This window comes from Arenibacter algicola, from assembly GCF_000733925.1.
Taxonomy (GTDB): domain Bacteria; phylum Bacteroidota; class Bacteroidia; order Flavobacteriales; family Flavobacteriaceae; genus Arenibacter; species Arenibacter algicola.
In genome coordinates, this window is the sequence record NZ_JPOO01000003.1 from 1434003 (window position 1) to 1459686 (window position 25684).

Consider the following 25684-nt stretch of genomic DNA (forward strand, 5'->3'; position numbering starts at 1 on the left):
ATATTTTATCTTTGGAAGACCATAAATTTTAAAAATGATCATAAAACAAGTTATAGATACCCTAGAGGAGTTGGCACCACTATATTATGCCGAAGATTTTGACAATGTAGGACTTTTGGTGGGGAATGCAAATAATGAGCTAAGCGGTATCCTAGTAACACTGGACACTTTGGAAAATGTAGTAGAGGAAGCCATAGCAAAAAATTGCAATCTAATAGTTAGTTTCCACCCTATTATTTTTGGAGGGTTAAAGAAAATAACCGGCTCCAACTACGTACAAAGGGTAGTAATAAAGGCCATTAAACACGATATAGCCATATACAGTATGCACACTGCCCTGGACAACAGCAATAAAGGGGTCAATGCCAAAATCTGTGAGGTCTTGGGACTGCAAAACCCAAGAATTCTAATCCCGAAGGCGGGCACCATTAGAAAATTAACCACCTATGTTCCCAAAGAGAACGCCCATGCCCTTAAAACAGCTCTATTCCATGCCGGAGCCGGGAATATTGGCAATTATAGCAACTGTAGTTTTACGGTGGATGGTACAGGGAGCTACCAGGCCAATGCGGGGGCCAATCCCTATATAGGAAAAATTGGGGAAACACATTACGAGGACGAATCCCAGATAAGCATAACCTATGGCAGGGCAAATGAACAAAAAATTTTAAAAGCCCTTTTTAAGAACCACCCCTATGAAGAGGTAGCCTACGAACTACAAACCTTGGAAAATAAAAACCAAAATATTGGCATGGGCATGGTAGGAAATCTGGAAAAATCGATGGGGGAAGACGAATTTTTTGAATTTTTGAAGGAAAAAATGAATGTATCCTGCATAAGGCACTCAGATTTTCTCGGAAAAAAAATAAAGAAAGTTGCTCTTTTAGGAGGCAGCGGTTCCTTTGCCATATCGGCTGCAATAGCCGCCAATGCTGATGTTTTCGTAACATCGGATCTAAAATACCATCAATTCTATGAGGCAGAAGGCAAAATACTTTTGGCAGATATTGGGCACTATGAAACAGAGCAGTTTACAAAAAATCTCTTAGTTGATTATCTTACGAAAAAAATTCCTAATTTTGCAGTCTCTTTATCGGAGAGCAAAACAAATCCCATCAAGTATTTTTAAATATGGCAACAAAGACAGAAACAACAGTAGAAGAAAAGTTAAGAGCACTATATGATTTGCAATTAATTGATTCTAGAGTTGATGAGATAAGAAATGTTAGAGGAGAACTTCCTCTAGAAGTAGAAGATTTGGAAGACGAGGTACTTGGCCTTAAAACAAGAATGGATAAGCTTAAAACCGATGTTGAAACTATTAACTACGAGATAGGCGCCAAGAAAAATCTTATTGATGAAGCCAAAGTCTTGATCAAAAAATATGCGGAACAGCAAAAGAACGTCCGCAATAGCAGGGAATTTAATTCATTGACCAAAGAAGTAGAATTTCAGGAACTTGAAATTCAATTGGCCGATAAGAATATAAAAGAGTTCAAAGCCCAAATAGAGCAGAAAAAAGAAGTTATAGCCACTACCAAAGAACGATTGACCGAAAGGGAATTGCACCTTAAGCACAAGAAAAGCGAATTGAACGCTATTTTGGCCGAAACGGAGAAGGAGGAAAAAGCCCTTTTGAAAAAATCGGAAGAGTACCAATCCCAAATTGAGGAGCGCTTGGTAAAGGCTTACAATAGAATCCGAAATAATGTAAAAAACGGTTTGGCTGTAGTTCCTATTGAAAGAGGTGCTTCAGGAGGATCTTTCTTTACCATTCCACCGCAAGTTCAGGTTGAAATTGCTTCACGCAAAAAAATCATTAGCGATGAACACAGTGGTAGAATTTTGGTAGACCCAGTTTTGGCCGAAGAGGAACAAGAAAAAATGCAAAAGCTATTTTCTAAATTATAGAAAAGTAACCAAGAAAAAATAAAAGCCATCTTTTTAAGATGGCTTTTATTTTTTCTATACTTCGTGTTTTTCTTTTCCGCTCAATAGACTTAGGATCTTTTGATCCACCGCCTCACTGTCCCAAATCTCATCAATATTGGGAATTTGCATTATCTGTTTCATTATTTCTTCCTGTGCATCCCCATTGGCCAAAGCTTCAACATAGGGCTTATTGGAAAATGTAACCCGCGAATAGGCAGGGATCCATTTGTCAGGGTATTTTTGGGCAAAACGCTTTTCAATCTTTTTCTGTAATATAAAATTGGGGTCGGCAGTCATACTGCTCATTTCTACAAAATTCCGGTAACTAAGCTCTGCTATAGCATCGGCATTGGGTTTACGCTCTGTTTGATAGGTACTAAAAATTTGCTCCCAATCGTCCCCATATTTTGAAATTATCTTATTTAGGGCATAAATATCCTCAAAGCCAGCATTCATTCCCTGTCCATAAAATGGCACAATAGCATGGGCGGAATCGCCTACCAAAGCCACTTTATCCCAATAGGTCCAAGGGTAGCACTTTATGGTCACCAAAGCGCTGGTGGGATTATTGAAAAAATCCGTAGTCAGGTCCTCTATAACCGGAGTAACATCCGGGAAGTAGGTGTTAAAGAAGCGTTTGGCCTCCTCCTTGGTATTTATCTTCTCAAAGGAAACCTCCCCTTCAAAGGGCAGGAACAGGGTACAGGTAAAACTACCATCCATGTTGGGCATGGCTATAAACATAAACTTCCCCCTTGGCCAGATATGAAAGGAATGCTTATCCAATTTATGGGTGCCATCCTCATTGGCCGGTATGGTGAGCTCCTTGTAACCAACATCTATAAATTCCTGAACGTAATTAAATCTACTTCTACGTTGCATTTTGTGCCTAACTCGGGAAAAAGCACCATCGCAGCCAAAAACAATATCGTACAGATATTCCTTCCACTTTCCTTTCTCCGTTGCGCCAGTATATATTTTTCCCTCTGGAAGGTTTACATCCCACACCTTTTCCTCAAAACGAAAAACTACCCCTGCCTCTTCGGCAAGATCGATCATTCTCCGATTCAATATACCTCGAGAAATAGACCAGATAGCTTCTCCTTCCTTTCCATATTTTTGGTAATACTCTGGCTGCCCCTCAACATGAATGGCACGTTGGTCCAAAGGAATGGCAATTTTCTTTACTTCTTTTTCAATACCTACCTCCCTTAAAGCCGTCCAACCCCTATTGCTCATCGCCAAATTGATGGATCTTCCGGAAAACTCAACATTGCGGATATCGGGTCTCCGATCATAAACCGTTATCTGGTGGCCTAACTTCCGAAGGTAAATTGCCAATAGGGAACCCACCAGTCCAGAACCGATAATAGCAATGTTTTTAGGAGTTTGTTTCATATTGATTTAAATAGGGAAAAGTATATGTTAAAGTAATAAATGTAATAAAATAAAGTAACTTGTATAATAACGGGCAATAACATCACATAATGCCTAGATGTAGTGACGCCATTTATAATTTGACAAAAAAATACCTCTTTTTTTTATAATTTTCTATCCAGAACATCCAAACGCTAGGTTTATCTCGTATATATAACACATACCGCTTAGGCGTCCATATATAAAAAGTCCTTCACATTAAGATTGTGAAGGACTTTTCCTTTTATTTAAGATGTGAATTATTAATTAAAACAAACAACCTGCAAGCGGGTTATTCCATAATTCCGTCCACAATACCATAGGTTACGGACTCCTCTGCGTTCATCCAATAATCCCTATCAAAATCCTTCATCACCTTCTCAAAATCCTGACCACAGTTTTCCGCCAATATTTTGGCACTAAGTTCACGGGTCTTGATAATTTCCTTGGCCTGAATCTCAATATTCGAGGCCTGTCCCCTGGCACCACCACTGGGCTGATGTATCATCACTTGGGCATGGGGCTGAATAAAACGTCTACCTTTTGCTCCTACCGACAATAAAATGGATCCCATAGATGCTGCCAAACCGGAGCATATGGTAGATACTGGACTCTTTAAGGATTTAATGGTATCGTAGATGGCAAAACCAGAAGTAACATAACCTCCAGGGCTATTTATGTACAATTGAATTTCTTTGTTGTTTTGCATATCCAAATACAACAAACGATCGATCACATGCTTAGCGGTATCATCATCTACCATTCCCCATAGAAATACTTTTCTTTCGCCCAGCAATTTTTCGTCTATTGCCTCTTGTATCTTTCCTTTTTTTGAACTCATTTTTTGATTTCTTATTAAGTTTCAAAAATAATGAATTTATTGGGAATTATAGCAGCTAAATTATTTGATAGCTTATTCCGTTTAATTGGAACAAAACCTAAGTCAATATATTCCCAAACAATTATTCCAAAGCATCTAATGGCCAATAATTGAAGAACGGGGGCATAGTTGGTAAAACAAAACCACAACCTTCCATTTTTTTAAGCTGTACCTATAATGTATTTAAGCAACATTAAGAATTTTAACAAAAACCTATTATCTTTGGTAAAAACCAAACATGAAAAAATCAGTACTAGTAGTTTTTTGCTTCACGCTTATCCTAACCGCTTGTAAAACGGATAAAAAAACAGAAGTGGCCGCGCCAAAAATGGAACTTTCCATATTGGACAAGGTAGCCAATGCACATGGCTTCAATCAATTCCGAAATGTAAAGGAAATTGCCTTCACCTTCAATGTAGACCGCGCAGACAGCCATTCTGAGCGAAGCTGGGTATGGAACACAATAACCAACGACATTACATCCATCAACAAAGGAGATACCATTTCCTACAACCGTAACTCAATGGACAGTACGGCCACTAAATTAAACGGTGGATTTATTAACGATAAATATTGGTTAATGGCCCCTTTTAATCTGGCCTGGGACAAAAACAATATCACTTACGACCATAAAAGTGACGTGCCCGCCCCTATCAGCAAGAATCCAATGCAGAAACTGACCATTGTCTATGGAAATGAAGGTGGCTACACTCCCGGTGATGCCTATGATTTTTATTTTGGCAACGATTATATGATAAAGGAATGGGTATTTAGAAGGTCCAATCAGCCAGAGCCATCCCTGATCACTACTTGGGAAAATTATGCGGATATCAACGGCTTAAAAATTGCCGAGATGCATCAGAATGAAGACGGTAGTTTTAAGTTGTACTTTACCAATATTAAAGTCACTTCAAAAAACCCATAAAACTTGGTCAGCCAACTATTTCCTTCTCCTATGTAGCCCTAAAGTAGCGGCAAGTACCAAAATAGTGCAGAACAATAGAATTACAAAGGTATACTTGAGGGAAAAACTCTCGGCTACAAACCCCAGAACTACCGGACCAATTAAGAAACCGGAATAGCCAGTACCAGCTATAAAGGATACCCCTTGGGAAGAATCCACTCCCTTGACCGTTCCCCCTATCCTAAACAGCTCAGGAACAATTACCGAAAAGCCAAGTCCTATCAATGCGAAACCTAGAATGGCCATATAGGTATAGGTGGTAAGGACAAAAACAAAACCTACAATGGCGATAGATGCCCCCAAGGCCACTATTTTAATAGGGCCGATAGCGGCACTAATGCTATCTCCCAGGAACCTTCCCAAGGTCATCATTACGGAAAATGCCAAAAAACCGGTGCCTATCAATGTTTCCGGGGCCATACTTATTTCTTGTAGAAACAGTCCGCTCCAATCCACGATAGCTCCTTCGCCCCCCATTACCACAAAGGAAATAATCCCAAGAACCAAGAGTGGTTTAAATAGTTTTAGACTAAAAGGCTCCTTTTCAACCGGGGCGGCTACAATATGACTATAGTGTTTATGGAATATAAAGTTTACTATCAACACCAAAATAACGGCATAGAGCATATGCAATGCCGGATTATTGATGGTAAATATCAGAAAACTGCCTAGACCGGCAATTACACCACCCAAGCTAAAAAAGCCATGGGAGGCCGACATAAAATTTTGCCGGTCTTCCTTTTCAATTTCTGTGACCAAGGTATTCATGGCAATATCGGTAAAACCATTGCCGGCCCCCAATAAAAAAAGCCCCCCCATTAAAGAATAATAATTGGGTGCCAGTAAAGGAAACAAAGCTGCCACGCTACTGAAAATTATTCCATACCATGTAGCCTTACCTACCCCTAGTCTATTAATGATTTTGGCAGCCACCGGAAAGACTAAAAAAACGCCCAGAGACAGGAAAAATAGTGCAATTCCCAAATCGGCCTTATTGATGTCCAATTTTTCCTTGACCGAAGGGATATAAATGGCCCAAGTACCGAACAAAATATTAATACTGGCAAATACCCACGAAGGTGCAAAATATCTAGGGTTGGAAAGAATAAGACGAAGTGACTTCATAAAGGGTTTTGGCAGTTATAGCGAATTTAGGTTTGAGGCCGGAAATTTAGCAATTAAAAAGAAAAACATTAGGGATTGCGAATGGCAAACCTAGCCCTTTGCCAGGATGCCGGATTTAAGAATTTGACCAAAGTTGTACATATCGGCAAAGGAACAATAAAAAGGTGCAGGTGCCAGCCGAATTACGTTGGGTTCGCGCCAATCTGTAATAACGCCATTATCCATTAGATAATTGAACAAATCCTTCCCCTGCCCGTGCAAAAACACGGAAAGTTGACAGCCCCTGTCCTTTGGGGTAATAATTTCGAAAGACCCTTCGGTCTCCTTGTCTATTTCCTGGAGAATAAACTCCAAATAAGCCACAATGAGATTTCTTTTGGAAATCAGGGCCTCCATACCCACTTCATTGAACATTTCCAAAGAGGCCAGATAAGGAGCAAGGGAAAGTACTGGAGGATTGCTTACCTGCCATGCATCCGCATTTTCCATAGGTTCAAACTCTGGTTTCATTAAAAACCTGGTCTCTTTTTTTGTTCCCCACCAGCCTTCAAATCTTGGAATCTCGTTGTTATTCAGATATTTCTCGTGAACAAAAATCCCGGAAGCATTCCCAGGACCACTGTTCATATATTTATAACTGCACCAAGCTGCAAAGTCGACCCCCCAATCGTGCAGTTTTAATTCCACATTACCTACCCCATGCGCCAAATCCCATCCTACGAATGCTCCTTGTGCCTTGGCCGCCTTGGTTATGGCTTCCATATTAAAGACCTGACCATTGTAGTAATTAACGCCACCTATGAGCACCAAGGCCAGTTCTTTTCCAACTTCATTAATTTTATCGATAACATCTTGGGTATGCCAAAAATTTTCGCCCGGCCTTTTCTTCACTTCCACAATAGCGGTATTGGTATCGAAACCATGAAATTCAACCTGGCTGTTCAACATATATTGATCGGAAGGAAATGCTTTTTCCTCGCAAATAATCTTAAATCTCTTTTCGGTAGGCCTATAAAAAGACACCATCAGCATGTGAAGGTTTACGGTCAAGGTATTCATAACGGAAACTTCCGGCGTCTTGGCTCCTACTACTTTTGCCAAGGGTGCTGCCAACCGCTCATGATAATCCCACCAAGGTTTTTCAGCATGGAAATGACCTTCCACCGCCAGGTCCTTCCAATCCTTCATTATGTCATCCACAAACTTTTGGGTGCGTTTAGGCTGTAATCCCAGGGAATTTCCGGTGAAATAAATAACATCCTTGCCCTTTACTTTAGGAAAATGGAATTCGTCACGGTATTCCCTAAGGGGATCCACCGCATCCAATTGTTGGGCAAAAACTAACGAATTTTTAAATTCCATATCCTAAATTTTATGTAAAAATACAATTTACGGCCAGAAGTGGTAAATGGCCCATCTATAATTTCATCAGTCAACCTTTACCCTCATTTCCAAAATATGCTTTTTAAAGCCCACTTTCTCGTAAGCCCTAATGGCAGGTGCATTGTCATTGTAAACCGTAAGCCTAACTTCATGGATATCTTTGGACTTTGACCAGTGCATCAAAGCATCCACTATTGCCTTATTAACGCCCTTGCCGCGTTGATCACTATCAGTATACATAAACCCTAGGTAGGTGTATTTTTTATGATCCAAATAGGGTTTTGCATCCCGTATTAATCCATAACCGGAACCTACTATCTTCGAATTGAGCTCGGCTACCATTACCGCGGCCTCTTCTGACAATATAAGTTGCCTTAAGTCATAATAGCTGATCGGATCTTTATCCAAGGTTTCGTCAAAAGGTCTTTCTGCACGAATAATTTCCTGTTCAAAGGACTGCAGAATATTTAAATCCTCCAAAGTGGCCATTCTTACGGTAAATTGTTGCATGATCATTATATTTGAAGGCTTAAATATACAAAGTAAAACCCATGCATTTTTTATCTTCCATATTGGAACAATATATTGCAGACCATTCGCAATCGGAACCCGAATTACTCCAAAGACTAACGCGGGAAACCCATTTAAAGGTTATTCAACCAAGAATGATTACCGGGCATTTTCAAGGTAGGGTATTGAGCCTTTTATCAAAAATAATCGCCCCCAAGAATATTTTGGAAATAGGCACCTATACCGGTTATTCTGCCATTTGCCTTGCCGAAGGGCTTCAAAAGGAGGGCGCATTGCACACTATTGACATCAATGAAGAACTCCATGCCATGCAAAGACGGTATTTTGACGAAAGTGGTTATGGACCTCGCATTATGCAGCATACAGGTGATGCCCTGGAGATAATACCACAGCTGGACGTAGTTTTTGATATGGTTTTTATTGATGCCGAAAAGGTAAGTTACGACCAATACTTTGAGGCCGCCTTAAAAAAATGTCGCCCCGGCAGCGTTATTCTATCAGATAATGTGCTTTGGTCCGGGAAGGTTGTGGAGCCTTTGGACCCCAAGGACAAGGCTACCAAAATTCTGAAGGATTACAATAAGAAGTTGAGGGACGATCCCAGGGTAGAAACGGTATTATTGCCAATTAGGGACGGACTCACCTTAAGTAGGGTGTTGTAATGGTTGCCACCTCCCCCTAACCCTCCCGCTCAAAAAGCGGGACAGGCGCTCCCAAGGAGGGGGAATAATTTTTTAACCAACAAATCTTAAGGTACAACTAATAACATCCCCTCCCCTTGGGGGAGGGCTAGGGAGGGGACGCTACACTTTACTTTACCACACCAATAATTACAAAAACAGGGGGTATAATTAAACTTAGAAAGTAGATAAGTATGGGCCAACTTTGAAAGTCCTCCCCCTAACCCCCTCCCAAGGAGGGGGAAATAGTTTAGAATCTACAAAAATGCAGCATAAGCAAGTAGGGTGAATAACTTTTAAACCAACAAATCTTGAGGTACAACCAATAACATCCCCTCCCCTTGGGGGAGGGCTAGGGAGGGGTCCATACACAATACTACACCCTACCTATCATTACAAAAACAGGGGGTATAATTAAACTTAGAAAGTAGATAAGTATGGGCCAACATTGAAAGTCCTCCCCCTAACCCTCCCGCTCAAAAAGCGGGACAGGCTCTCCCAAGGAGGGGGAAATAGGTTTGAAACCACAAAAAAGCAGCACAAGCAAGGAGGTGGAATGCTACCTAGACCAGCACATTCATGTAGATCTACAAATTACATCCCCTCCCCTTGGGGGAGGGCTAGGGAGGGGACCAAACACAATACTACACCCTACCTATCATTACAAAAACAGGGGGTATAATTAAACTTAGAAAGTATACAAGTATGGGCCAACATTGAAAGTCCTCCCCCTAACCCTCCCGCTCAAAAAGCGGGACAGGCTCTCTCATGGAGGGGGAATAAATCTATAACCAACAAATCTTAAGGTACAACTATTAACATCCCCTCCCCTTGGGGGAGGGCCAGGGAGGGGTCCAAACACAATACTACACCCTACCTATCATTACAAAAACAGGGGGTATAATTAAACTTAGAAAGTATACAAGTATGGGCCAACTTTGAAAGTCCTCCCCCTAACCCCCTCCCAAGGAGGGGGAAATAGTTTAGAATCTACAAAAATGCAGCATAAGCAAGTAGGGTGAATAACTTTTAAACCAACAAATCTTAAGGTACAACCAATAACATCCCCTCCCCTTGGGGGAGGGCTAGGGAGGGGACGCTACACTTTACTTTACCACACCAATCATTACAAAAACATGGGGCATAATTAAACTTAGAAAGTATACAAGTATGGGCCAACTTTGAAAGTCCTCCCCCTAACCCCCTCCCAAGGAGGGGGAAATAGTTTAGAATCTACAAAAATGCAGCATAAGCAAGTAGGGTGAATAACTTTTAAACCAACAAATCTTAAGGTACAACCAATAACATCCCCTCCCCTTGGGGGAGGGCTAGGGAGGGGACCTTTTCCCCTATTTTGCCGGCTCCAATTTATGGTACAGTCTGTAGAACATAATGGCCAATATAATTCCCACTAGGGCACCTACGATAAGGTCCAACGGATAATGTACCCCAACATAAATGCGACTTAAAGCAAATAATAACGGCCAAATATAGAACAGCCAGGACCATTTCCATTTATCCCTAAGAAATAGGAAAACACCTGTAGTAATACTAAAGGAACTGGAAGCATGGCCCGAAAAAAAACTATAGCCGGTGGGACTTTTAAGAATTCGGATCAAGGTGTTGATTTCCTCTGTATTACTTGGGCGAAGACGTGCCACCAATTCCTTGGTGATTCCTGTAAGTGCCGCTACGACGGTCAAGGTAATAAGTATGGTACCTAGAACCCAAAAGGCCTCTTTTTTAGGGTATGCCCTAAAAACAAGAACTACAAAAAAAATAAATAAGGGAATCCAAGTAGAGAAATTAGTTATGGCAGACCAAAAAGCATCATGGTTTTCAATGCCCAAACTGTTCAGATAGATAAAAGCATCCCGGTCCCACTGTAACAGTTGGTCCAGCATATTACTTTCTTTTTACAACGCCGGTTACCTCATCGACGTTCTGCTTCACTTTATTGATTTCGTTCTTTATGTCGTCTGTAAAGCTGGTATCTATTCCCTGCTTCTCGGCACTTTTTTGTATCTCTTTCTTGATATCCTCCGTGGCATCCTTAAGTTGTCGCATGCCCTTCCCCAATCCCTTGGCTATGCCAGGAATTTTGTCGGCGCCAAAAACCATTACCACGATAAACATGATAAAAAAGATTTCCGCCCCGCTAATAAATAGAATTATCGTACTTAACATAACACAAATATAATGAGAAGTTTGACAGCTGCATAAAAAATATGGTTAACTTTTTTTTGTTCACCAAAACCCTATAAAATAAGGCTGAAACCAGTATTTAACACATTCACCACAAGCCATACACCCTCTAATTCCGAAATAAAAAAGCACTAGTTTTGGATAGTACTGCCGAGGAATAGCGATCAAAAAGAAAGCCCCGATACCTGTTTTGCCGTAATGCAATCCGGTTTCGGGGCCTTAATTATATTCAGGAAACAGTTCTAACTATGCTCCTGCTTTTAAATAAGATCAAAAAAATTATTTCCCTCTTATATTCTCTTTAAAAAGTTCAAAGTCGGATTTAACCTCCTTGGCAGGCCATGAATTATTGGTAGTATCAATATCGGCAGTTTCTGCCTTTGGATCTACCACAATTCCTACCAACTCCTTGCCGGAAGCAATGACCCTTTTTACTTCCTGATCATTTTTTCTCCATATTTCCGGTGGGTAGGTAATATTTTCCTTGGAACCATCTTCGTAGGTATATTCTACGATCAAAGGCATAGGAATGCCTCCTGGTTTATTAAAAGTAATCTCATAGAAATATTTGGGTTCCTCAATGGCATTTCTCTCAGCCGCCGACAGATTGTCCATCATGAACTCTTTTAATGTCTTGGAATTTTCCGATGGCGCCTTTCCTTTTAACTTGGCATCTGCATCTGCCGAGTCTTCCTCCTCCAAATAAACCAATGGGGGCAGATCCTCTTCCTTAATATTCCTTGCCGCCATTATTTCCATCATTTGTTTAGAAGGCTTATCGGAAACATAATATTTCTTGACACCCTTTACCCCAATATCCACATAATCCGTAGTATAGAACCAACTTCTCCAAAACCAATCCAAATCAACCGCCGAAGCATCTTCCATGGTCCTAAAGAAATCCTCTGGGGAAGGATGTTTAAACATCCATCTTTGTGCATAGGTCTTAAAGGCATGATCAAAAAGTTCCCTTCCCATTACGGTTTCCCTAAGAATATTTAAAGCCGTAGCCGGTTTGCCATAGGCATTGTTCCCCAATTGATAAACATTCTCTGGATTGGACATAATGGGTGCTATGGTACTTTGATCCCCGGACATATAGGGTATTATCTTGGTAGGCTCCCCTCTCCCTGATGGGTATTTGCTATTTGGAGCAATTGCTTCGGGATAGGCTACCCCAAATTCCTGCTCTGCCATATATTGCATAAAGGTATCCAAACCTTCATCCATCCAACCCCACTGACGTTCATCGGAATTAACTATCATGGGGAAAAAGTTGTGTCCAACTTCATGGATAATTACGGAAATCATCCCGTATTTCACTCTATCGGAGTAGGTACCGTCCTCATTGGGTCTCCCGTAGTTCCAACAGATCATAGGGTATTCCATACCCTGATTCTTGGCGTGAACCGATATTGCCTTGGGATAGGGATAATCAAAAGTATGATCGGAATAAGAGCGCAAGGTATGGGCCACTGCCTTGGTAGAATATTCTTCCCATAACGGATTGCCTTCTTTTGGATACATGGAAATGGCCATTACATCCCTATTGCCTATCTTCACTGCCTGCATATCGTAAATAAATTTACGGGAGGTAGCAAAACCAAAATCCCTTACGTTTTCCGCCTTAAGCTTCCAAGTTTTTTTCTTGTCCGAAAATCCTTTTTCTGCCTCTTCGGCTTCGGCTTGACTCACAATGATTACAGGCTTGTCATAAGATTTTTTAGCCTTTTCATACCTACTTATCATTTCCTTGGAAAATACTTCCTTCATATTCTGAAGCTCTCCGGTACCATCCAAGATATGATCGGCCGGAACGGTAATGTTTACCTCGTAATTGCCAAAGGGAAGGGCAAATTCCCCGCTGCCCCAGAACTGATGGTTCTGCCAGCCTTCTATATCGCTATAGACTGCCATTCTCGGGAAGAATTGGGCAATAACATAAGCCCTGTTTCCGTCCTTAGGAAAGTATTCATATCCAGAACGCGCCCTATTTACGGTATGGTCTGGAATATTGTACCACCATTTTATAGAGAAGGAAACCTGGCCCTTACTTTTTAAAACCTCGGGAAGATCTATGCGCATCATAGTCTGATTAATAGTATAGGGCAAAGCCTTTCCGTTGGTACCCCTTACATATTCTATATTGAATCCACCATCAAAAGGCTCCGTCATATATTTATTGGCGAAACTGGCCACCGGCTCCGCTACTGGCATGCCCTCACCATCTCGCAAGGGCGATTTAGAAGTTTTGGAACGTACGTTCTGATCCAATTGCACCCATAAAAATGAAAGGTCATCAGGGGAATTATTGGTATATGTTATGGTTTCTGAACCGTATATCTTGGCATTTTTATCGTCGAGTTCAATATCCATCTTATAATCTGCCTGCTGCTGATAGTAATCCGGACCTGGAGCCCCAGAGGCCGACCTATAGGTGTTTGGGGTAGCAAACTCCTCATAAAGCTGCTTAAATTTATTCTGATTAAGATGCCCGGGCTCCCGTTCATTCTTTACCTCTTCCTGGGCAACGGTAACAGCCGCGCAAAGGAACAATAGCGAGGCAAAAACATGTTTTATTCTACTCATATTTCAAATTGATTTTTTTAGCGGAGAAATTTAACAATTATATAAACAATTGTTTTAAATTACTTTAAGTTTAACATTCCTTTATTATTCTCGCGGATAAGTACAAAACTCTTTTTTTGGTTCCCGAGTTTAAAGTGGACCACATTCTTCTGTTCCTCAAAAATGTCCATCAGCACTTCGTTTTCAACGGAAATGCTGGTCGCAGTACCCAAATCTATTTTTGGAACTTCCAGATAACATATCATAATATCGTTGTCATATTCCTTACCCAAGAAATCAAAGTCCACAGGCCTATCATTGATTTCAACCATAAATTTTGTCCTCAAATATTTTTCAATATATGCATCTGCCATGTCGGACTCCTCCTTGGTAGCCAAACTGCCCTTAATGCCATACCGCTCCTGTAGTACCTTTTCAAAATCGTCTATAAATATCCTGGTCGTAATCTGCAGTGCCCTGTCCTTATCGGAGTATTCTACACTGGTTACACTGATGTAAAATTTATGTGCCACCGTGAATGCCAATAGGGGCAACAACAGTATTAAAAAGGTCTTCTTTATTAATTGCATGATGTTCTTTCTCCGTCAAAAATAAGCAATGACTGTGCCATTTGTTAGACTATTAATGGGAAAATTTAGAATTGAGATGTTAGATGTTAGATTTTAGATGCTAGATGCTAGACATTAGGTTCTAGACTTTAGATTTAGACATTTAACCTTGGACTTTGAATTTTAAACATTGAACCTACCAAGCTGCCAACTGCAACTGCTCACTCCTAACCCGGTGGCTGAGCGTAGCCGAAGCCACTGCCAACCAGCCTCAAAAAGGTCTCGACTTTATTTGCCGTTAGCTTAAAAAGAAAAGCTCCTCCCTTGTGACGAAGGGAGATGGCTTCGCCGTAAGCGAAGACGGAGGGTTTTGAAGGCCCAGGTCTATTCAATAGGACATTAGATAGCGTATGGAAATTGGGTTTGGGTATTCCAACTCCCCCTTCTTTTGCGCCAAAGCGCAAAATTCATTCCCCTCTTCGTTCCAAGAGGGGAGCTAATGACCAGTGCTTTTACTTGAAAACCTCTACCAATTCAGATTTTGAACACTTTTAACCTTGAACATTCAACTTTAAAAACTGCCAACTGATTACTGTTTACTGACCACTGCCAACCAACTTCGATTTCGACTCCGCCCGTCTACCGCCGGGCAGGCCTGTCTAGCCGTCAGGCAGGCTCGACCAGACACAAAAGTCTTGAACTTTGAACTTTAAACTTTGAACATTCAACTTTAAACTTTGAACCCTGAACTGCCAACTGACCACTGCCAACCAGCCTCAAAAAGGTCTCGACTCCGCCCGTCTACCGCCGGGCAGGCCTGTCTAGCCGTCAGGCAGGCTCGACCAGACAAAAAAGTCTGAACATTCAACTTTAACCTTTGAACTTTAAACTTTGAACCATGAACTGCCAACTGCAACTGATTACTGATTACTGTTTACTTACCACTGTTTATTGTTTATTGCTAATTGTTCATTGCAATTCACTCCATCTCATTATTCTTTCTGTAAATGACACTTTTTTGTTTTAAAAACTCCCAAATGGCAAATAGGTCCTGACTATCCACAACCGCATTAAAATTGGCATCGACCTCACAGTAATACAGGAAATCGTCTATTTTTTCCAAGGGAATTTTAAGTTGAAGTACAAAAAGGCTATCGGCAAATTGTGTACGTAATTGTTGGGATTTATTGTATTTAATATCCCTTGCCACCCGTTTCTTCAACATTTTGGTGCGGCCTGTAATGGCATTGATCAACGGATTGAACGGAATACTGGTCAACATGCCAATAGACATGGGACCCATGGAGGCTTCCCTAAGCAATCTTTCACTCTGCATCAAGGGCTTTACATGGGCATTGGGCAGCCCCAGACTGGTGGCGGAAATAACAGGTCCCACATCCATATTGTTCATATCCCTGCCCAACTCCCCCGTTAGGTTATAGGGCATAACGATAACCTCATCCAAAGCAATATTGGATTCCACTAGAGGAACGGATAAAAATTTACTCTCCAAGATACTGGAGTTTACTACAATCTCTTTGCGTTTATATTGTACGGCAGAAAAAACCAGGGTATCATTTAGGTTTACAACAATGGAAAAAAATCCGTTGATATCGGTAATGGCCGCTTTTTTTGTAGTGGTATTGAGCACATGGGTGGCAGCCACATCCCCGTCCTCACTATACACTTTTCCCTCCAAAGTCTTGGAAAAATCCTGTGCCATTAGCGCTTGTGCAAATACACTATAAAAAATAAAAACCAAATATATTGGAACAATACGCACTACCTTCTGTTTATTGTGGATTACTTTTTCAAGTCCTGTCAGACCTGAGATACTGGATGTTAGATGTTAGATGTTAGTATTGAGATATTAGATTTTAGATACTGGATTTTAGATGCTAGACACCGGACTTTAGACCTTGAACTTTAAACATTAAACTATCAACCTGCCAATACCTTGCGTCCGCTTCACACCCCTTCCGTCTTCTCCTGACTAGGGGAAGGAGCCATTTTTTTATCACTATTAAAGGAATAATCTCCCTTTCTACTTTGAACTTTGAACTTTCAACTTTCAACCATGAACTGCCAACTGCTACTGCCCTCTGTTTACTGAACACTGTTCACTGCCAACTGTCACGACCCACCAACTTCGATTTCGACTCCGCTCAATCTCCGTTCTCTTCATTCGGTGGCTGAGCCTGCCCGTTCCGTTCAGGCGGGCGTAGCCGAAGCCACTGTTCATTACCCTCAAAAAGGTCTCGACTCCGCCTGTCTGCCTCCGGGCAGGCTCAATCTCCGGCAGGACTTTGAACTTTGAACCATGAACCATGTACTGCCAACTGCTACTGCCCACTGAGCACTGATTACTGTTCACTGCCAACTGCCCACCAGCCTCAAAAAGGTCTCGACCCCGCTCGACCGGACAAAAAAACTTTGAACCCTGAACTGCCAACTGTCACTGCCCACTGAGCACTGATTACTGTTCACTGAAAACTGTTCACTGCCAACTGTTCACTGTTCACTGGCAACCAACTTCGATTTCGACTCCACTCAATCTCCGGCAGGACTTTGAACTTTGAACCTGCCACGCTGCCAACTGCCACTGCCCACTGAGCACTGATTACTGTTCACTGTCACGGCCCAACAGCCTCAAAAAGGTCTCGACTCCGCCTGCCTAGCCGTCAGGCAGGCTCGACCGGACAAAAAAGTCTGAACATTCAACTTTCAACTTTGAACCATGAACCATGAACTGCCAACTGCTACTGCCACTGTTTACTGTTTACTGTTCACTGATTACTGTCCACTGCCAACTGTTCACTGTTCACTGATTACTGCCCACTGGCAACCACCAACTACTTCTCCGCTTCCAATCCCTCCAAATAGGTCTTGCTATGGGTAACCAGGAAATCTATAAGCTGAAATTCATTGCGTTTTTGCAACAATGACCTTTCTGGCAATTGGGTATCGCAATACAGTAAAAAATCGTCTATTTTTTCTTGCGGTAGTTTAAGGTCTAGCACAAAAAATTCATCGTCATATACCTGCCTCAATACCTCACTAACCTTTAAAGGTTCCCGCTCAACATCGGTATCGCTCCCTTTGGTCGCCAACATAAGTGCTTTAAAGATATTAACGAAATTAAGGCCGTCCTTCATCCCCTTATCCGCATCGGACAGGGCAATATTCTCCACTTCCGTTAAACGGTCCGTTTCGTATTCGTAATCCCTGTTTAGGAATTCCTTGTTTTGGGCCTGAAGAAATTTTTCCTGATTTTCGGGTGTTACCACTACCTCGTCCAATTCGGTCACTTTTTCGGTAACCTCTACTACCAATCTGTTATTTTGTAAAATTTCATCGGTAATATCCACCACCTTCAACTGGTAATTAATGGCCGTAAACACCAATTGGTCCCCAGCTTTTACCATAATCCCGAACTCCCCTTTGTCATTGGTAATCGTGGCCATTTCGGTAGTAACATTTATGACATTCTCATTGGGAACGTTCACATTTCTATAAAGTACCTGTCCCCTTAAATATTGGCGATCATCATCCTGTGAATAGGAAATTGCGACACATAAGAAGAAAAGTAAGAAGAGTATTCTATTTTGCATTTTTTTATTTAAAATTAGATAAATTAAGCGTCAAATATCCTATTTTTCTCAAAGAAATAAACTCAAATGCTGCTTTTCTACCAATATGGGATAAAGAAAAAGCATGTTGGGTTCATAAAAAAGCAACCCACCTTTAAACTTTTGTTAATTTGTATCTTGCCTATCCGTACCCAAAGAGTAGAACACATGAAAAAAATATTATTGGCCAGTACTTCTACCCTCTTTGGACAAGGGTATTTGGAATATCTTTTGGAAGAATTAGAGTCCTTTTTTGAAGGCTGTTCCACCATTACCTTTATCCCTTACGCCAGGCCAGGCGGTATATCCCATGAGGATTATACTACCCTGGCAACTACCGCCTTTTCCAAAATAAATAAAAAGGTGGTAGGGCTCCATACTTTTACCGATCCGCTAGAAGGCCTCGCCCAAGCGGAAGGCATTTTTACAGGTGGGGGAAATACGTTTCTCTTGGTTCAGCAATTGCACCAATTGCATCTTATTAACCCTTTGAAGGCAACAATAGAGTCGGGCACCCCATATCTTGGAACCAGCGCGGGCAGTAACATTGCCGGCCCAAGCATGAGGACCACCAATGATATGCCCATTGTTTACCCTCCCAGTTTTGACACCTTGGGGGTGGTGGATTTTAATCTCAACCCCCATTATTTGGATCCGGACCCCAATAGCCAACATAAAGGAGAAACTAGGGAGACCAGGATCCGCGAATTTCATATCTTTAATACTACCCCCGTAATTGGCCTCCGTGAGGGCAACTATATTTTGGTGAACGGAGACCACAAAATTCTAAAGGGCGAGGGTACGGCGCGCATCTTTGAAGCTGGAAAAAAACCTTATGAAAGTAAGAATATTCCCTTTTAACGAAGATACATTTCAGTTCACCTAGTAGTAACGTATTTTACCCGATAAAACTGTGTATATCTTACGATAATTTTACTTTTGATAGCCTAAGTTTTAAAAGTATAAGTGCCCGATTTATAAGGCAGTATGGATTTAAGTATAAATCCATGGGCTGTTGGCGCAAAAACTTTAAAACCTTGAACCTTGAACCTTGAACCTTGAACCTTGAACAAAAATAAAGTAGGACAACGATAAAAAAATTGAAAATGAAATATATCCACTTCTTTTTTTGCCTGCTATTGGGAATGGCCGTGCAGGCCCAGATAAAGATCGGGGACAACCCGCAAAATATAGACCCTAGTTCGGTACTGGAGCTGGAGAGCAGTTCCAGGGTATTGGTCATAACCCGTGTAAACACCGCACAAATGAACGCCATTATACCCTCGGCAGGGGCATTGGTGTACAACACGGACGTAGAATGTATCCATTATTATACAGGTGTGGAATGGAAGGATATCTGCGATGCTGTGGCCGGTTCCATTACCTTTACTTCGGACGATGGTACGGTTGTAATTACTTCCACCGGTGGCAATAACTACGACCTAAAAGTAGGGCAGATTACAGGGATGAACATTGTAAACGAAACCGTTTTTGGCGCCGATATTGCAACGGCCACCATAGGGGAAAGACAATTGGCACCCAATTCTGTTGGCTCTTCCGAACTACAGGACAATACCGTAGGAAAGGACGAAATACAGGAGGCCGCCGTAGGCACCCTGGAAATTATTGATGGCACCATTAAACCAGAGGACATGGAACCAGGAGCCTTTGACCAGCTATTAACGACCGATGCCGCCGGCAATGTGGTATGGCTAAATAAGAACGAGCTAGGTGCTACCCAGGCAGACCAGTCTACCATTACAGGGGCGGGCACATTGGCAGACCCTATAAAAGTTGGGAGCACTGTATTGGGCGACATTTTGGCCAATGCCACTGCAATTACAACCAAGGAAGATGTGGCCAACAAATCGGATGATACGGCCCTTGGAAACTCTACCACCCTCTACCCCACCCAAAATGCGGTAAAGACCTATGTGGACCAATTGGCAGGAGCGGCCAGCACTTTAGCAGATGGAAATATTTTTGTAGGCAGTGCCGGCAATGTGGCCACAGGAGTCCCCATGGGCGGGGATGCTACTATTGACAATACCGGCTTGGTGACTATTGCCGATCTTGCGATAACTTCCCCAAAAATAGCCCTTAACGCCGTGGGACAGCCCCATTTAGCTGACAATGCGGTTATCTCCAATAAAATATTGAACGGCAATGTTACCCCCATAAAAATCCAACCAGGAGCCGCCAATCAGATCATGACTACAAATACGCTTGGGGTGGTGACCTGGCAACCCATTTCTGCAGTGGGCGGAAACCAGGATTTAGCTAGTGTACTAGGTTTTGGAACCAGTGCCGGAAACAACCAAATAAACAATTTAGCAGACCCTACAGCACCACAGGATGCAGCAACGCAGGCGTATGTGGATGCCCAGGTTGGCGGTTCTGCACAGACTATTGTGAGTGGTGATACCCCAAATTCTATAATATCTGGAACGGATGGAGGCGCCCTATATAATGATTTAGATTCGGACCCTTCAAACGAAATAGAACTACCGGCTGGTGGAAACGCAGGACAGGTACTTTCCACTGATGGGTCTGGGGGGTATACCTGGATTGACGACAATGGTGGCACTGATACTGATGAGCAACAATTGACTCTAGAAGCAGGCAATCTTCTTACATTGGAAAACGGAGGTGTACCTATAAATCTTACAGCTTTTTTGGATAATACCGATTCACAAAACGCCGCGGCTGTCCCAGTAGCAGCAACGCCAGCTAATTATACGGCTGGTGCCGCCAATGTTGAAGCCCATTTAGCGGGTATCGATGCTGCAATTGGTGCGGTTGGAGGTAATCAAGATTTAGCCAGTGTCTTGGGAAATGGAACGAGCGCTGGAAACAATCAAATAAACAATTTATCTGACCCTACAGCCCCGCAGGATGCAGCTACAATGGCATATGTCTTGAGCCAAGCAGCTGATGGCTCTGAAACAATTATTGATGCTATTAATTCGACTATAGGGGTAACTGGAACTGGAACAAGTGTGAATCCATATGTATTGACAGGCGCCGCTGGAAACCCTGCCGCAGCGGATGTCACTTTTGCGCCATATTTATCTCTCATATCAACCAACACTCAGGCCGCAATTGAGGAGTTGAAAGATGAATTAAATGCCAATATTATTTCAGGGGGAGGAAATCCAACTGATGAATTACAAGATTTACAACTGACTGGAGGTATTTTAACATTGACCAATCCGGCAACGGGTGGAAACCAGGTAGATCTTGATACCGAATTCGCTACCGATGCTGAGCTATTGGCAGCAAGTGCTGACGGATCGGAGACAATAATAAATCCCAGTGCAACAGTCTCAGTAGCAGGGACAGGTACATCAGGAGATCCTTATGTTCTTACAAGTATCGGGGCAGATGGGTCAGAGACAGTAGTTAACGGAAGTACGACCGTAACTGTAACGGGTACAGGAACAACGGGAGACCCATATGTCCTGACAAGCGCTGACACTTCCGACGGGTCCGAAACCATCATAAACAATAGTGCCACAGTAACCGTCGCAGGAACAGGAACAACGGGTGACCCATATGTCCTGACAAGCGCCGACACTTCCGACGGGTCCGAAACCATCATAAACAATAGTGCCACAGTAACCGTCGCAGGAACAGGAACAACGGGAGACCCGTATATTCTTACAAGTACTGGAGCCGATGGGTCGGAGACAGTGGTTAACGGAAGTACTACAGTAACAGTTACGGGAACAGGGACATCGGGAGATCCATATGTCCTAACTAGCGCCGACACTTCCGACGGGTCCGAAACCATCATAAACAACAGTGCCACAGTAACCGTCGCTGGAACAGGAACAACCGGGGACCCTTATATTCTCACTAGTACGGGAGCCGATGGGTCGGAGACAGTGGTTAACGGAAGTACTACAGTAACAGTTACGGGAACAGGGACATCGGGAGATCCATATGTCCTAACTAGCGCCGACACTTCCGACGGGTCCGAAACCATCATAAACAACAGTGCCACAGTAACCGTCGCTGGAACAGGAACAACCGGGGACCCTTATATTCTCACTAGTACGGGAGCCGATGGGTCGGAGACAGTGGTTAACGGAAGTACTACAGTAACAGTTACGGGAACAGGGACATCGGGAGATCCATATGTCCTAACTAGCGCCGACACCTCCGACGGGTCCGAAACGATCATAAACAACAGTGCCACAGTAACCGTCGCAGGAACAGGAACAACCGGGGACCCTTATATTCTCACTAGTACGGGAGCCGATGGGTCAGAGACAGTGGTTAACGGAAGTACTACAGTAACAGTTACGGGAACAGGGACATCGGGAGATCCATATGTCCTAACAAGCGCCGACACCTCGGATGGATCCGAAACGATCATAAACACAAGTGCAACGGTAACCGTAGCGGGTAGCGGGACAACAGGCGACCCGTATATTCTTACCAGCCTTGGAGGGGCAGATGGGTCAGAGACCATTGTAAACGGAAGTACTACAGTAACAGTTACGGGAACAGGGACAACTGGAGACCCTTATATTCTCACTAGTACGGGAGCCGATGGGTCAGAGACAGTGGTTAACGGAAGTACTACAGTAACAGTTACGGGAACAGGGACATCGGGAGATCCATATGTCCTAACTAGCGTCGACACCTCGGATGGGTCCGAAACGATTATAAATAACAGTGCAACAGTAACCGTAGCAGGTACGGGAACTACTGGAGATCCTTATATTCTCACAAGTCTTGGCGGTGCAGATGGATCTGAGACCATTGTAAACGGAAGTGCAACAGTGACAGTAACAGGTTCTGGAACTGGAGCCGACCCCTATGTCCTGGCAAGTGTTGATACTTCGGATGGGTCCGAGACGATCATAAACAATAGTGCCACGGTAACAGTGGCCGGAACCGGGACCACCGGGGACCCCTATATTCTCACAAGCCTTGGCGGTGCAGATGGGTCCGAGACCATCGTAAACGGAAGTACTACGGTGACCGTAACGGGGACGGGGACATCGGGAGATCCATATGTTCTCACCAGCGCCGACACTTCCGATGGGTCCGAGACGATCATAAATAACAGTGCCACGGTAACAGTGGCTGGAACCGGGACCACAGGGGACCCGTATATTCTCACAAGCCTTGGGGGTGCAGACGGGTCCGAGACCATCGTAAACGGAAGTGCAACAGTGACAGTAACAGGTTCTGGAACTGGAGCCGACCCCTATGTCCTGACAAGTGTGGACACTTCAGATGGGTCCGAGACGATCATAAACAATAGTGCTACGGTAACCGTAGCAGGAACCGGGACCACCGGGAACCCGTATATTCTTACCAGCCTTGGAGCAGCGGTAACAGCGGATGAAACTACCATAACCGGGGATGGTACTACTGGAAATGAACTACAATTAGTGGACGGAGGCATCACTGCATTGCAGCTAGCTGATGGCGCCATAGTTGGCGGTATTGGCGGAAGTATATTCGACAATTCAATTACGGCCGCTGATTTGGCTCCAAATTCAGTTGATCAATCGGAATTACAGGCAGATTCTGTTGGTGAATCCGAATTAATTGATCAGGCAGTGACCCCAGCAAAAATAGAACCGGGAAATGCTGATCAAATTTTGAGAACTAATGCCGCTGGTACAGCCGTTTCATGGGTCGATCTTCCAGCAACAGGAGGTACAACAGAGTTAGCGGACCAGAACACTATCACTGGGGACGGGACGACAGGTAACGAATTCCAGGTTGCCAATGGGGGAATCGATACCCAACAGCTCGCAGCCGATGCGGTCACCTCAGCGCAAATTGCTAACGGAACAATAGTTAATGCTGACATTTCAGGATCGGCAGACATAGATGGCTCCAAAATTAACCCTGCATTCACTGCCGATATCAGTACTACCGGAAACTTACAAGTTGATGGAAATGTTAATGTAACTGGTACTCACTCGCCAGTACCCGACTACGTTTTCCAAAAATATTATTTAGGTACTTCAATCCTAAATAAAAATTACACCTTTAATAGCCTTGCTGAAATTGAGAAACATATAAAAAAGAAACACCATTTACCAGGTATAAAATCAGCCAAGGAAATCAAGGAACAGGGATTTTGGAATCTTGGAGAAGCATCAAGAATAAACCTAGAAAAAATAGAGGAATTGTTCCTGCATACCATAGAACAGGAAAAGAAAATAGATCAACTTAAAAATGAAAACGAATCTCTGTCCGCAGAACTGCAGTCGCTCCGCAAGGACATGGACGAAATAAAGGCATTGTTACAAAATAAGAACTAAGGATACTGTCCAAGGAAAATGAAAAACGCCATCTACATCCTCGCATTGTTGCTGCCCCTAGGGATACAGGCCCAAACGGCCCTGTACAATAGTGGCAACATCCGTATCCACAATGAGGGACAAATAGGCTTTCATACCAACCTCATCAACAATGCCTCATTTGACCAAAATTTGGGCCTGGCCGGTTTTTATGGCAGTAGTATGATAAGTGTTTCCGGCGCCTTTATGCCCGTATTCTTCGATACCGAGATTGCCAATGACCAAGGGGTAATGCTCAACACAGGCATGAGTGTCATCTCCAACACCAATTTTATAACGGGCAATTTTGTTACTCCAAGGCAACAACAGGACGTCTATTTTAATTTTCTGCAGGATGCCTTTTATGTAGGTGAAAGCGACCTCTCCAAGGTAGATGGTTATGTCACCATCAATAACGAACAAAATTTTATTTTTCCAGTGGGCGATTCGGAACAATTACGATCCCTGACCTTCAATAGCAGTGGCACTAACAGTTTTGCCAAATGTGCCTATTACAGGGAAAGTCCCACCAACCCTACCACCTTCCCCGAAAGTTTTGACCCTACCAAAAAACCCAGGACCATGGGCGATATCAGTGAGGTAGAATTTTGGCATTTGGAAGGCAGCGTTTCCTCTAACATACAGATCAGTTGGAACGCCCGCAGCAATATAGCCGCCCTTACCGAGGAGGTGGAAAAGATAATTCCCGTAGGCTGGAGCATTGCGGGCCGATCTTGGGTGAATCTAGGTGCAGCTTCGGTAGTGGGCGACCTAACACAGGGGTTTTTAATTTCGGAAAATTTTGTCCCGGACGATTATGCCGTAATCACCTTTGCCTCCGAAGCCACGGCCAAAGAATTGCTAACATTGGACAATTACCTGGTAACCCCCAACGGCGATGGGGTAAACGATGCCCTATATATTGAGGAACTGGAACTTTCGGATGACGATACCATCAGTATATATAACCGTCAAGGTCAGAAAGTTTATGAGGAGGACAATTACACCAACGGTTTTACCGGCTACTCCAATGTGGACAATTTGGTCATTAACCGGGGAGCCGGATTGCCCAATGGGGTCTATTTCTACATAATAGCAATGAAAGACCTTCAGCTTAATTATCAGGGATTTTTGTATTTGGAACACTGAAAGGGTTCAAGGTTCAAGGTTCAAGGTTTAAGGTTCAAAGTCCTACCGGAGATTGAGCCTGCCCGGCGGTAGACGGGCGGAGTCGAGACCTTTTTGAGGCAGTGGGCAGGTCGAAAGTCAAAAGTCTAGAATCCAGCATCTCACTTCTAAAGTCTAGTATCTAATATCTCAATACTAATATCTAGCATCAAAAATGCCAAGCGTATCAATCCCGTATAATTGTTCCCCTATTGCACAAATGCATGGATTCACAACTTTTGTCGCTCTAATTCCATAGTCATTTTAGCTAATTGGACACAAATTATCATCAAAATTCTTTGATTAAGATGGTTAACATTTCAA

18 protein-coding genes are annotated in these 25684 nt (G+C 42.9%); 7 read left to right on the forward strand and 11 right to left on the reverse strand.

Annotation, left to right across the window (positions count from 1 at the left end):
- Positions 1 to 34 precede the first annotated feature (34 nt).
- Both U735_RS0116645 and U735_RS0116650 read left to right on the forward strand, forming a co-directional pair.
- On the forward strand, positions 35 to 1129 hold the full coding sequence (locus U735_RS0116645) for a Nif3-like dinuclear metal center hexameric protein (RefSeq protein WP_031444910.1): 1095 nt from the start codon (positions 35 to 37) through the stop codon (positions 1127 to 1129).
- 2 nt (positions 1130 to 1131) lie between these two features.
- Entirely contained in the window at positions 1132 to 1911 is a 780-nt protein-coding gene (locus tag U735_RS0116650; RefSeq protein WP_031444911.1) for a zinc ribbon domain-containing protein, read from the forward strand.
- A gap of 54 nt (positions 1912 to 1965) precedes the next feature.
- Here the strand turns inward: U735_RS0116650 and U735_RS0116655 are convergent, their stop codons facing one another.
- Positions 1966 to 3330 (reverse strand): FAD-dependent oxidoreductase, encoded by a 1365-nt coding sequence (locus tag U735_RS0116655; protein WP_031444912.1) that lies wholly within the window; start codon positions 3328 to 3330, stop codon positions 1966 to 1968.
- A gap of 310 nt (positions 3331 to 3640) precedes the next feature.
- A complete protein-coding gene (locus tag U735_RS0116660; RefSeq protein WP_031444913.1) occupies positions 3641 to 4189 on the reverse strand; it encodes a ClpP family protease in 549 nt (182 codons plus the stop codon).
- A 277-nt stretch (positions 4190 to 4466) separates the two neighbouring features.
- Here U735_RS0116660 and U735_RS0116665 point away from each other — a divergent pair, with 277 nt between their 5' ends.
- On the forward strand, positions 4467 to 5153 hold the full coding sequence (locus U735_RS0116665) for a hypothetical protein (protein WP_031444914.1): 687 nt from the start codon (positions 4467 to 4469) through the stop codon (positions 5151 to 5153).
- Between the two features lie 15 nt (positions 5154 to 5168).
- On the opposite strand, the gene U735_RS0116670 is transcribed toward U735_RS0116665, so the two are convergent.
- The 3 genes from U735_RS0116670 to U735_RS0116680 all read right to left on the reverse strand — a co-directional run bounded on the left by U735_RS0116670 (position 5169) and on the right by U735_RS0116680 (position 8210).
- Positions 5169 to 6317: an MFS transporter gene (locus U735_RS0116670; protein WP_031444915.1), complete on the reverse strand. Its 1149-nt coding sequence runs from the start codon at positions 6315 to 6317 to the stop codon at positions 5169 to 5171.
- A gap of 90 nt (positions 6318 to 6407) precedes the next feature.
- A complete protein-coding gene (kynU, locus tag U735_RS0116675) occupies positions 6408 to 7679 on the reverse strand; it encodes a kynureninase (protein WP_031444916.1) in 1272 nt (423 codons plus the stop codon).
- Between the two features lie 66 nt (positions 7680 to 7745).
- Positions 7746 to 8210, reverse strand: a complete 465-nt coding sequence (locus tag U735_RS0116680) for a GNAT family N-acetyltransferase (RefSeq protein ID WP_031444917.1) — start codon at positions 8208 to 8210, stop codon at positions 7746 to 7748.
- A gap of 41 nt (positions 8211 to 8251) precedes the next feature.
- Here U735_RS0116680 and U735_RS0116685 point away from each other — a divergent pair, with 41 nt between their 5' ends.
- Entirely contained in the window at positions 8252 to 8893 is a 642-nt protein-coding gene (locus U735_RS0116685) for an O-methyltransferase (protein WP_031444918.1), read from the forward strand.
- A 1367-nt stretch (positions 8894 to 10260) separates the two neighbouring features.
- Here the strand turns inward: U735_RS0116685 and U735_RS0116690 are convergent.
- From U735_RS0116690 to U735_RS0116720, 6 genes are all read right to left on the reverse strand, one after another.
- The gene (locus tag U735_RS0116690) at positions 10261 to 10815 is read right to left on the reverse strand and encodes a phosphatase PAP2 family protein (protein WP_031444919.1); all 555 of its coding nucleotides are present in this window, start codon (positions 10813 to 10815) and stop codon (positions 10261 to 10263) included.
- A 1-nt stretch (position 10816) separates the two neighbouring features.
- Complete coding sequence (locus tag U735_RS0116695) at positions 10817 to 11098, reverse strand: Sec-independent protein translocase subunit TatA/TatB (RefSeq protein WP_031444920.1); 282 nt, start codon at positions 11096 to 11098, stop codon at positions 10817 to 10819.
- Between the two features lie 297 nt (positions 11099 to 11395).
- The gene (locus tag U735_RS0116700) at positions 11396 to 13705 is read right to left on the reverse strand and encodes a M1 family metallopeptidase (protein ID WP_031444921.1); all 2310 of its coding nucleotides are present in this window, start codon (positions 13703 to 13705) and stop codon (positions 11396 to 11398) included.
- Between the two features lie 59 nt (positions 13706 to 13764).
- Positions 13765 to 14274, reverse strand: coding sequence for a DUF6702 family protein (locus tag U735_RS0116705; RefSeq protein WP_031444922.1), 510 nt, complete (start codon positions 14272 to 14274; stop codon positions 13765 to 13767).
- A gap of 958 nt (positions 14275 to 15232) precedes the next feature.
- The gene (locus tag U735_RS0116715; protein ID WP_051892195.1) at positions 15233 to 15976 is read right to left on the reverse strand and encodes a carboxypeptidase-like regulatory domain-containing protein; all 744 of its coding nucleotides are present in this window, start codon (positions 15974 to 15976) and stop codon (positions 15233 to 15235) included.
- 1129 nt (positions 15977 to 17105) lie between these two features.
- Positions 17106 to 17864: a hypothetical protein gene (locus tag U735_RS0116720; protein ID WP_031444925.1), complete on the reverse strand. Its 759-nt coding sequence runs from the start codon at positions 17862 to 17864 to the stop codon at positions 17106 to 17108.
- A gap of 186 nt (positions 17865 to 18050) precedes the next feature.
- Between U735_RS0116720 and pepE the strand changes: the two genes are divergently transcribed.
- The 3 genes from pepE to U735_RS0116735 all read left to right on the forward strand — a co-directional run bounded on the left by pepE (position 18051) and on the right by U735_RS0116735 (position 25342).
- Positions 18051 to 18743 carry a dipeptidase PepE gene (gene pepE, locus U735_RS0116725; RefSeq protein WP_031444926.1) on the forward strand — a complete coding sequence of 231 codons (693 nt, stop codon included), beginning with the start codon at positions 18051 to 18053 and terminating at the stop codon, positions 18741 to 18743.
- 245 nt (positions 18744 to 18988) lie between these two features.
- Positions 18989 to 24175, forward strand: a complete 5187-nt coding sequence (locus U735_RS25065) for a bZIP transcription factor (protein WP_157365029.1) — start codon at positions 18989 to 18991, stop codon at positions 24173 to 24175.
- Positions 24176 to 24193: 18 nt separating this feature from the next.
- On the forward strand, positions 24194 to 25342 hold the full coding sequence (locus tag U735_RS0116735; protein ID WP_031444928.1) for a gliding motility-associated C-terminal domain-containing protein: 1149 nt from the start codon (positions 24194 to 24196) through the stop codon (positions 25340 to 25342).
- The last annotated feature ends 342 nt before the right edge of the window (positions 25343 to 25684 follow it).

Bases quoted from the DNA above. Each gene is read 5' to 3' on its own strand.
- U735_RS0116660 (WP_031444913.1), bottom strand. From the start codon at position 4,189: ATGAGTTCAAAAAAAGGAAAGATACAAGAGGCAATAGACGAAAAATTG.
- U735_RS0116700 (WP_031444921.1), bottom strand. From the start codon at position 13,705: ATGAGTAGAATAAAACATGTTTTTGCCTCGCTATTGTTCCTTTGCGCG.
- U735_RS0116685 (WP_031444918.1), top strand. From the start codon at position 8,252: ATGCATTTTTTATCTTCCATATTGGAACAATATATTGCAGACCATTCG.
- kynU (WP_031444916.1), bottom strand. From the start codon at position 7,679: ATGGAATTTAAAAATTCGTTAGTTTTTGCCCAACAATTGGATGCGGTG.
- U735_RS0116695 (WP_031444920.1), bottom strand. From the start codon at position 11,098: ATGTTAAGTACGATAATTCTATTTATTAGCGGGGCGGAAATCTTTTTT.
- U735_RS0116735 (WP_031444928.1), top strand. From the start codon at position 24,194: ATGAAAAACGCCATCTACATCCTCGCATTGTTGCTGCCCCTAGGGATA.
- U735_RS25065 (WP_157365029.1), top strand. From the start codon at position 18,989: ATGAAATATATCCACTTCTTTTTTTGCCTGCTATTGGGAATGGCCGTG.
- U735_RS0116720 (WP_031444925.1), bottom strand. From the start codon at position 17,864: ATGCAAAATAGAATACTCTTCTTACTTTTCTTCTTATGTGTCGCAATT.
- U735_RS0116680 (WP_031444917.1), bottom strand. From the start codon at position 8,210: ATGCAACAATTTACCGTAAGAATGGCCACTTTGGAGGATTTAAATATT.
- U735_RS0116705 (WP_031444922.1), bottom strand. From the start codon at position 14,274: ATGCAATTAATAAAGAAGACCTTTTTAATACTGTTGTTGCCCCTATTG.
- U735_RS0116645 (WP_031444910.1), top strand. From the start codon at position 35: ATGATCATAAAACAAGTTATAGATACCCTAGAGGAGTTGGCACCACTA.
- U735_RS0116690 (WP_031444919.1), bottom strand. From the start codon at position 10,815: ATGCTGGACCAACTGTTACAGTGGGACCGGGATGCTTTTATCTATCTG.
- U735_RS0116650 (WP_031444911.1), top strand. From the start codon at position 1,132: ATGGCAACAAAGACAGAAACAACAGTAGAAGAAAAGTTAAGAGCACTA.
- U735_RS0116655 (WP_031444912.1), bottom strand. From the start codon at position 3,330: ATGAAACAAACTCCTAAAAACATTGCTATTATCGGTTCTGGACTGGTG.
- U735_RS0116715 (WP_051892195.1), bottom strand. From the start codon at position 15,976: ATGGCACAGGATTTTTCCAAGACTTTGGAGGGAAAAGTGTATAGTGAG.
- U735_RS0116670 (WP_031444915.1), bottom strand. From the start codon at position 6,317: ATGAAGTCACTTCGTCTTATTCTTTCCAACCCTAGATATTTTGCACCT.
- U735_RS0116665 (WP_031444914.1), top strand. From the start codon at position 4,467: ATGAAAAAATCAGTACTAGTAGTTTTTTGCTTCACGCTTATCCTAACC.
- pepE (WP_031444926.1), top strand. From the start codon at position 18,051: ATGAAAAAAATATTATTGGCCAGTACTTCTACCCTCTTTGGACAAGGG.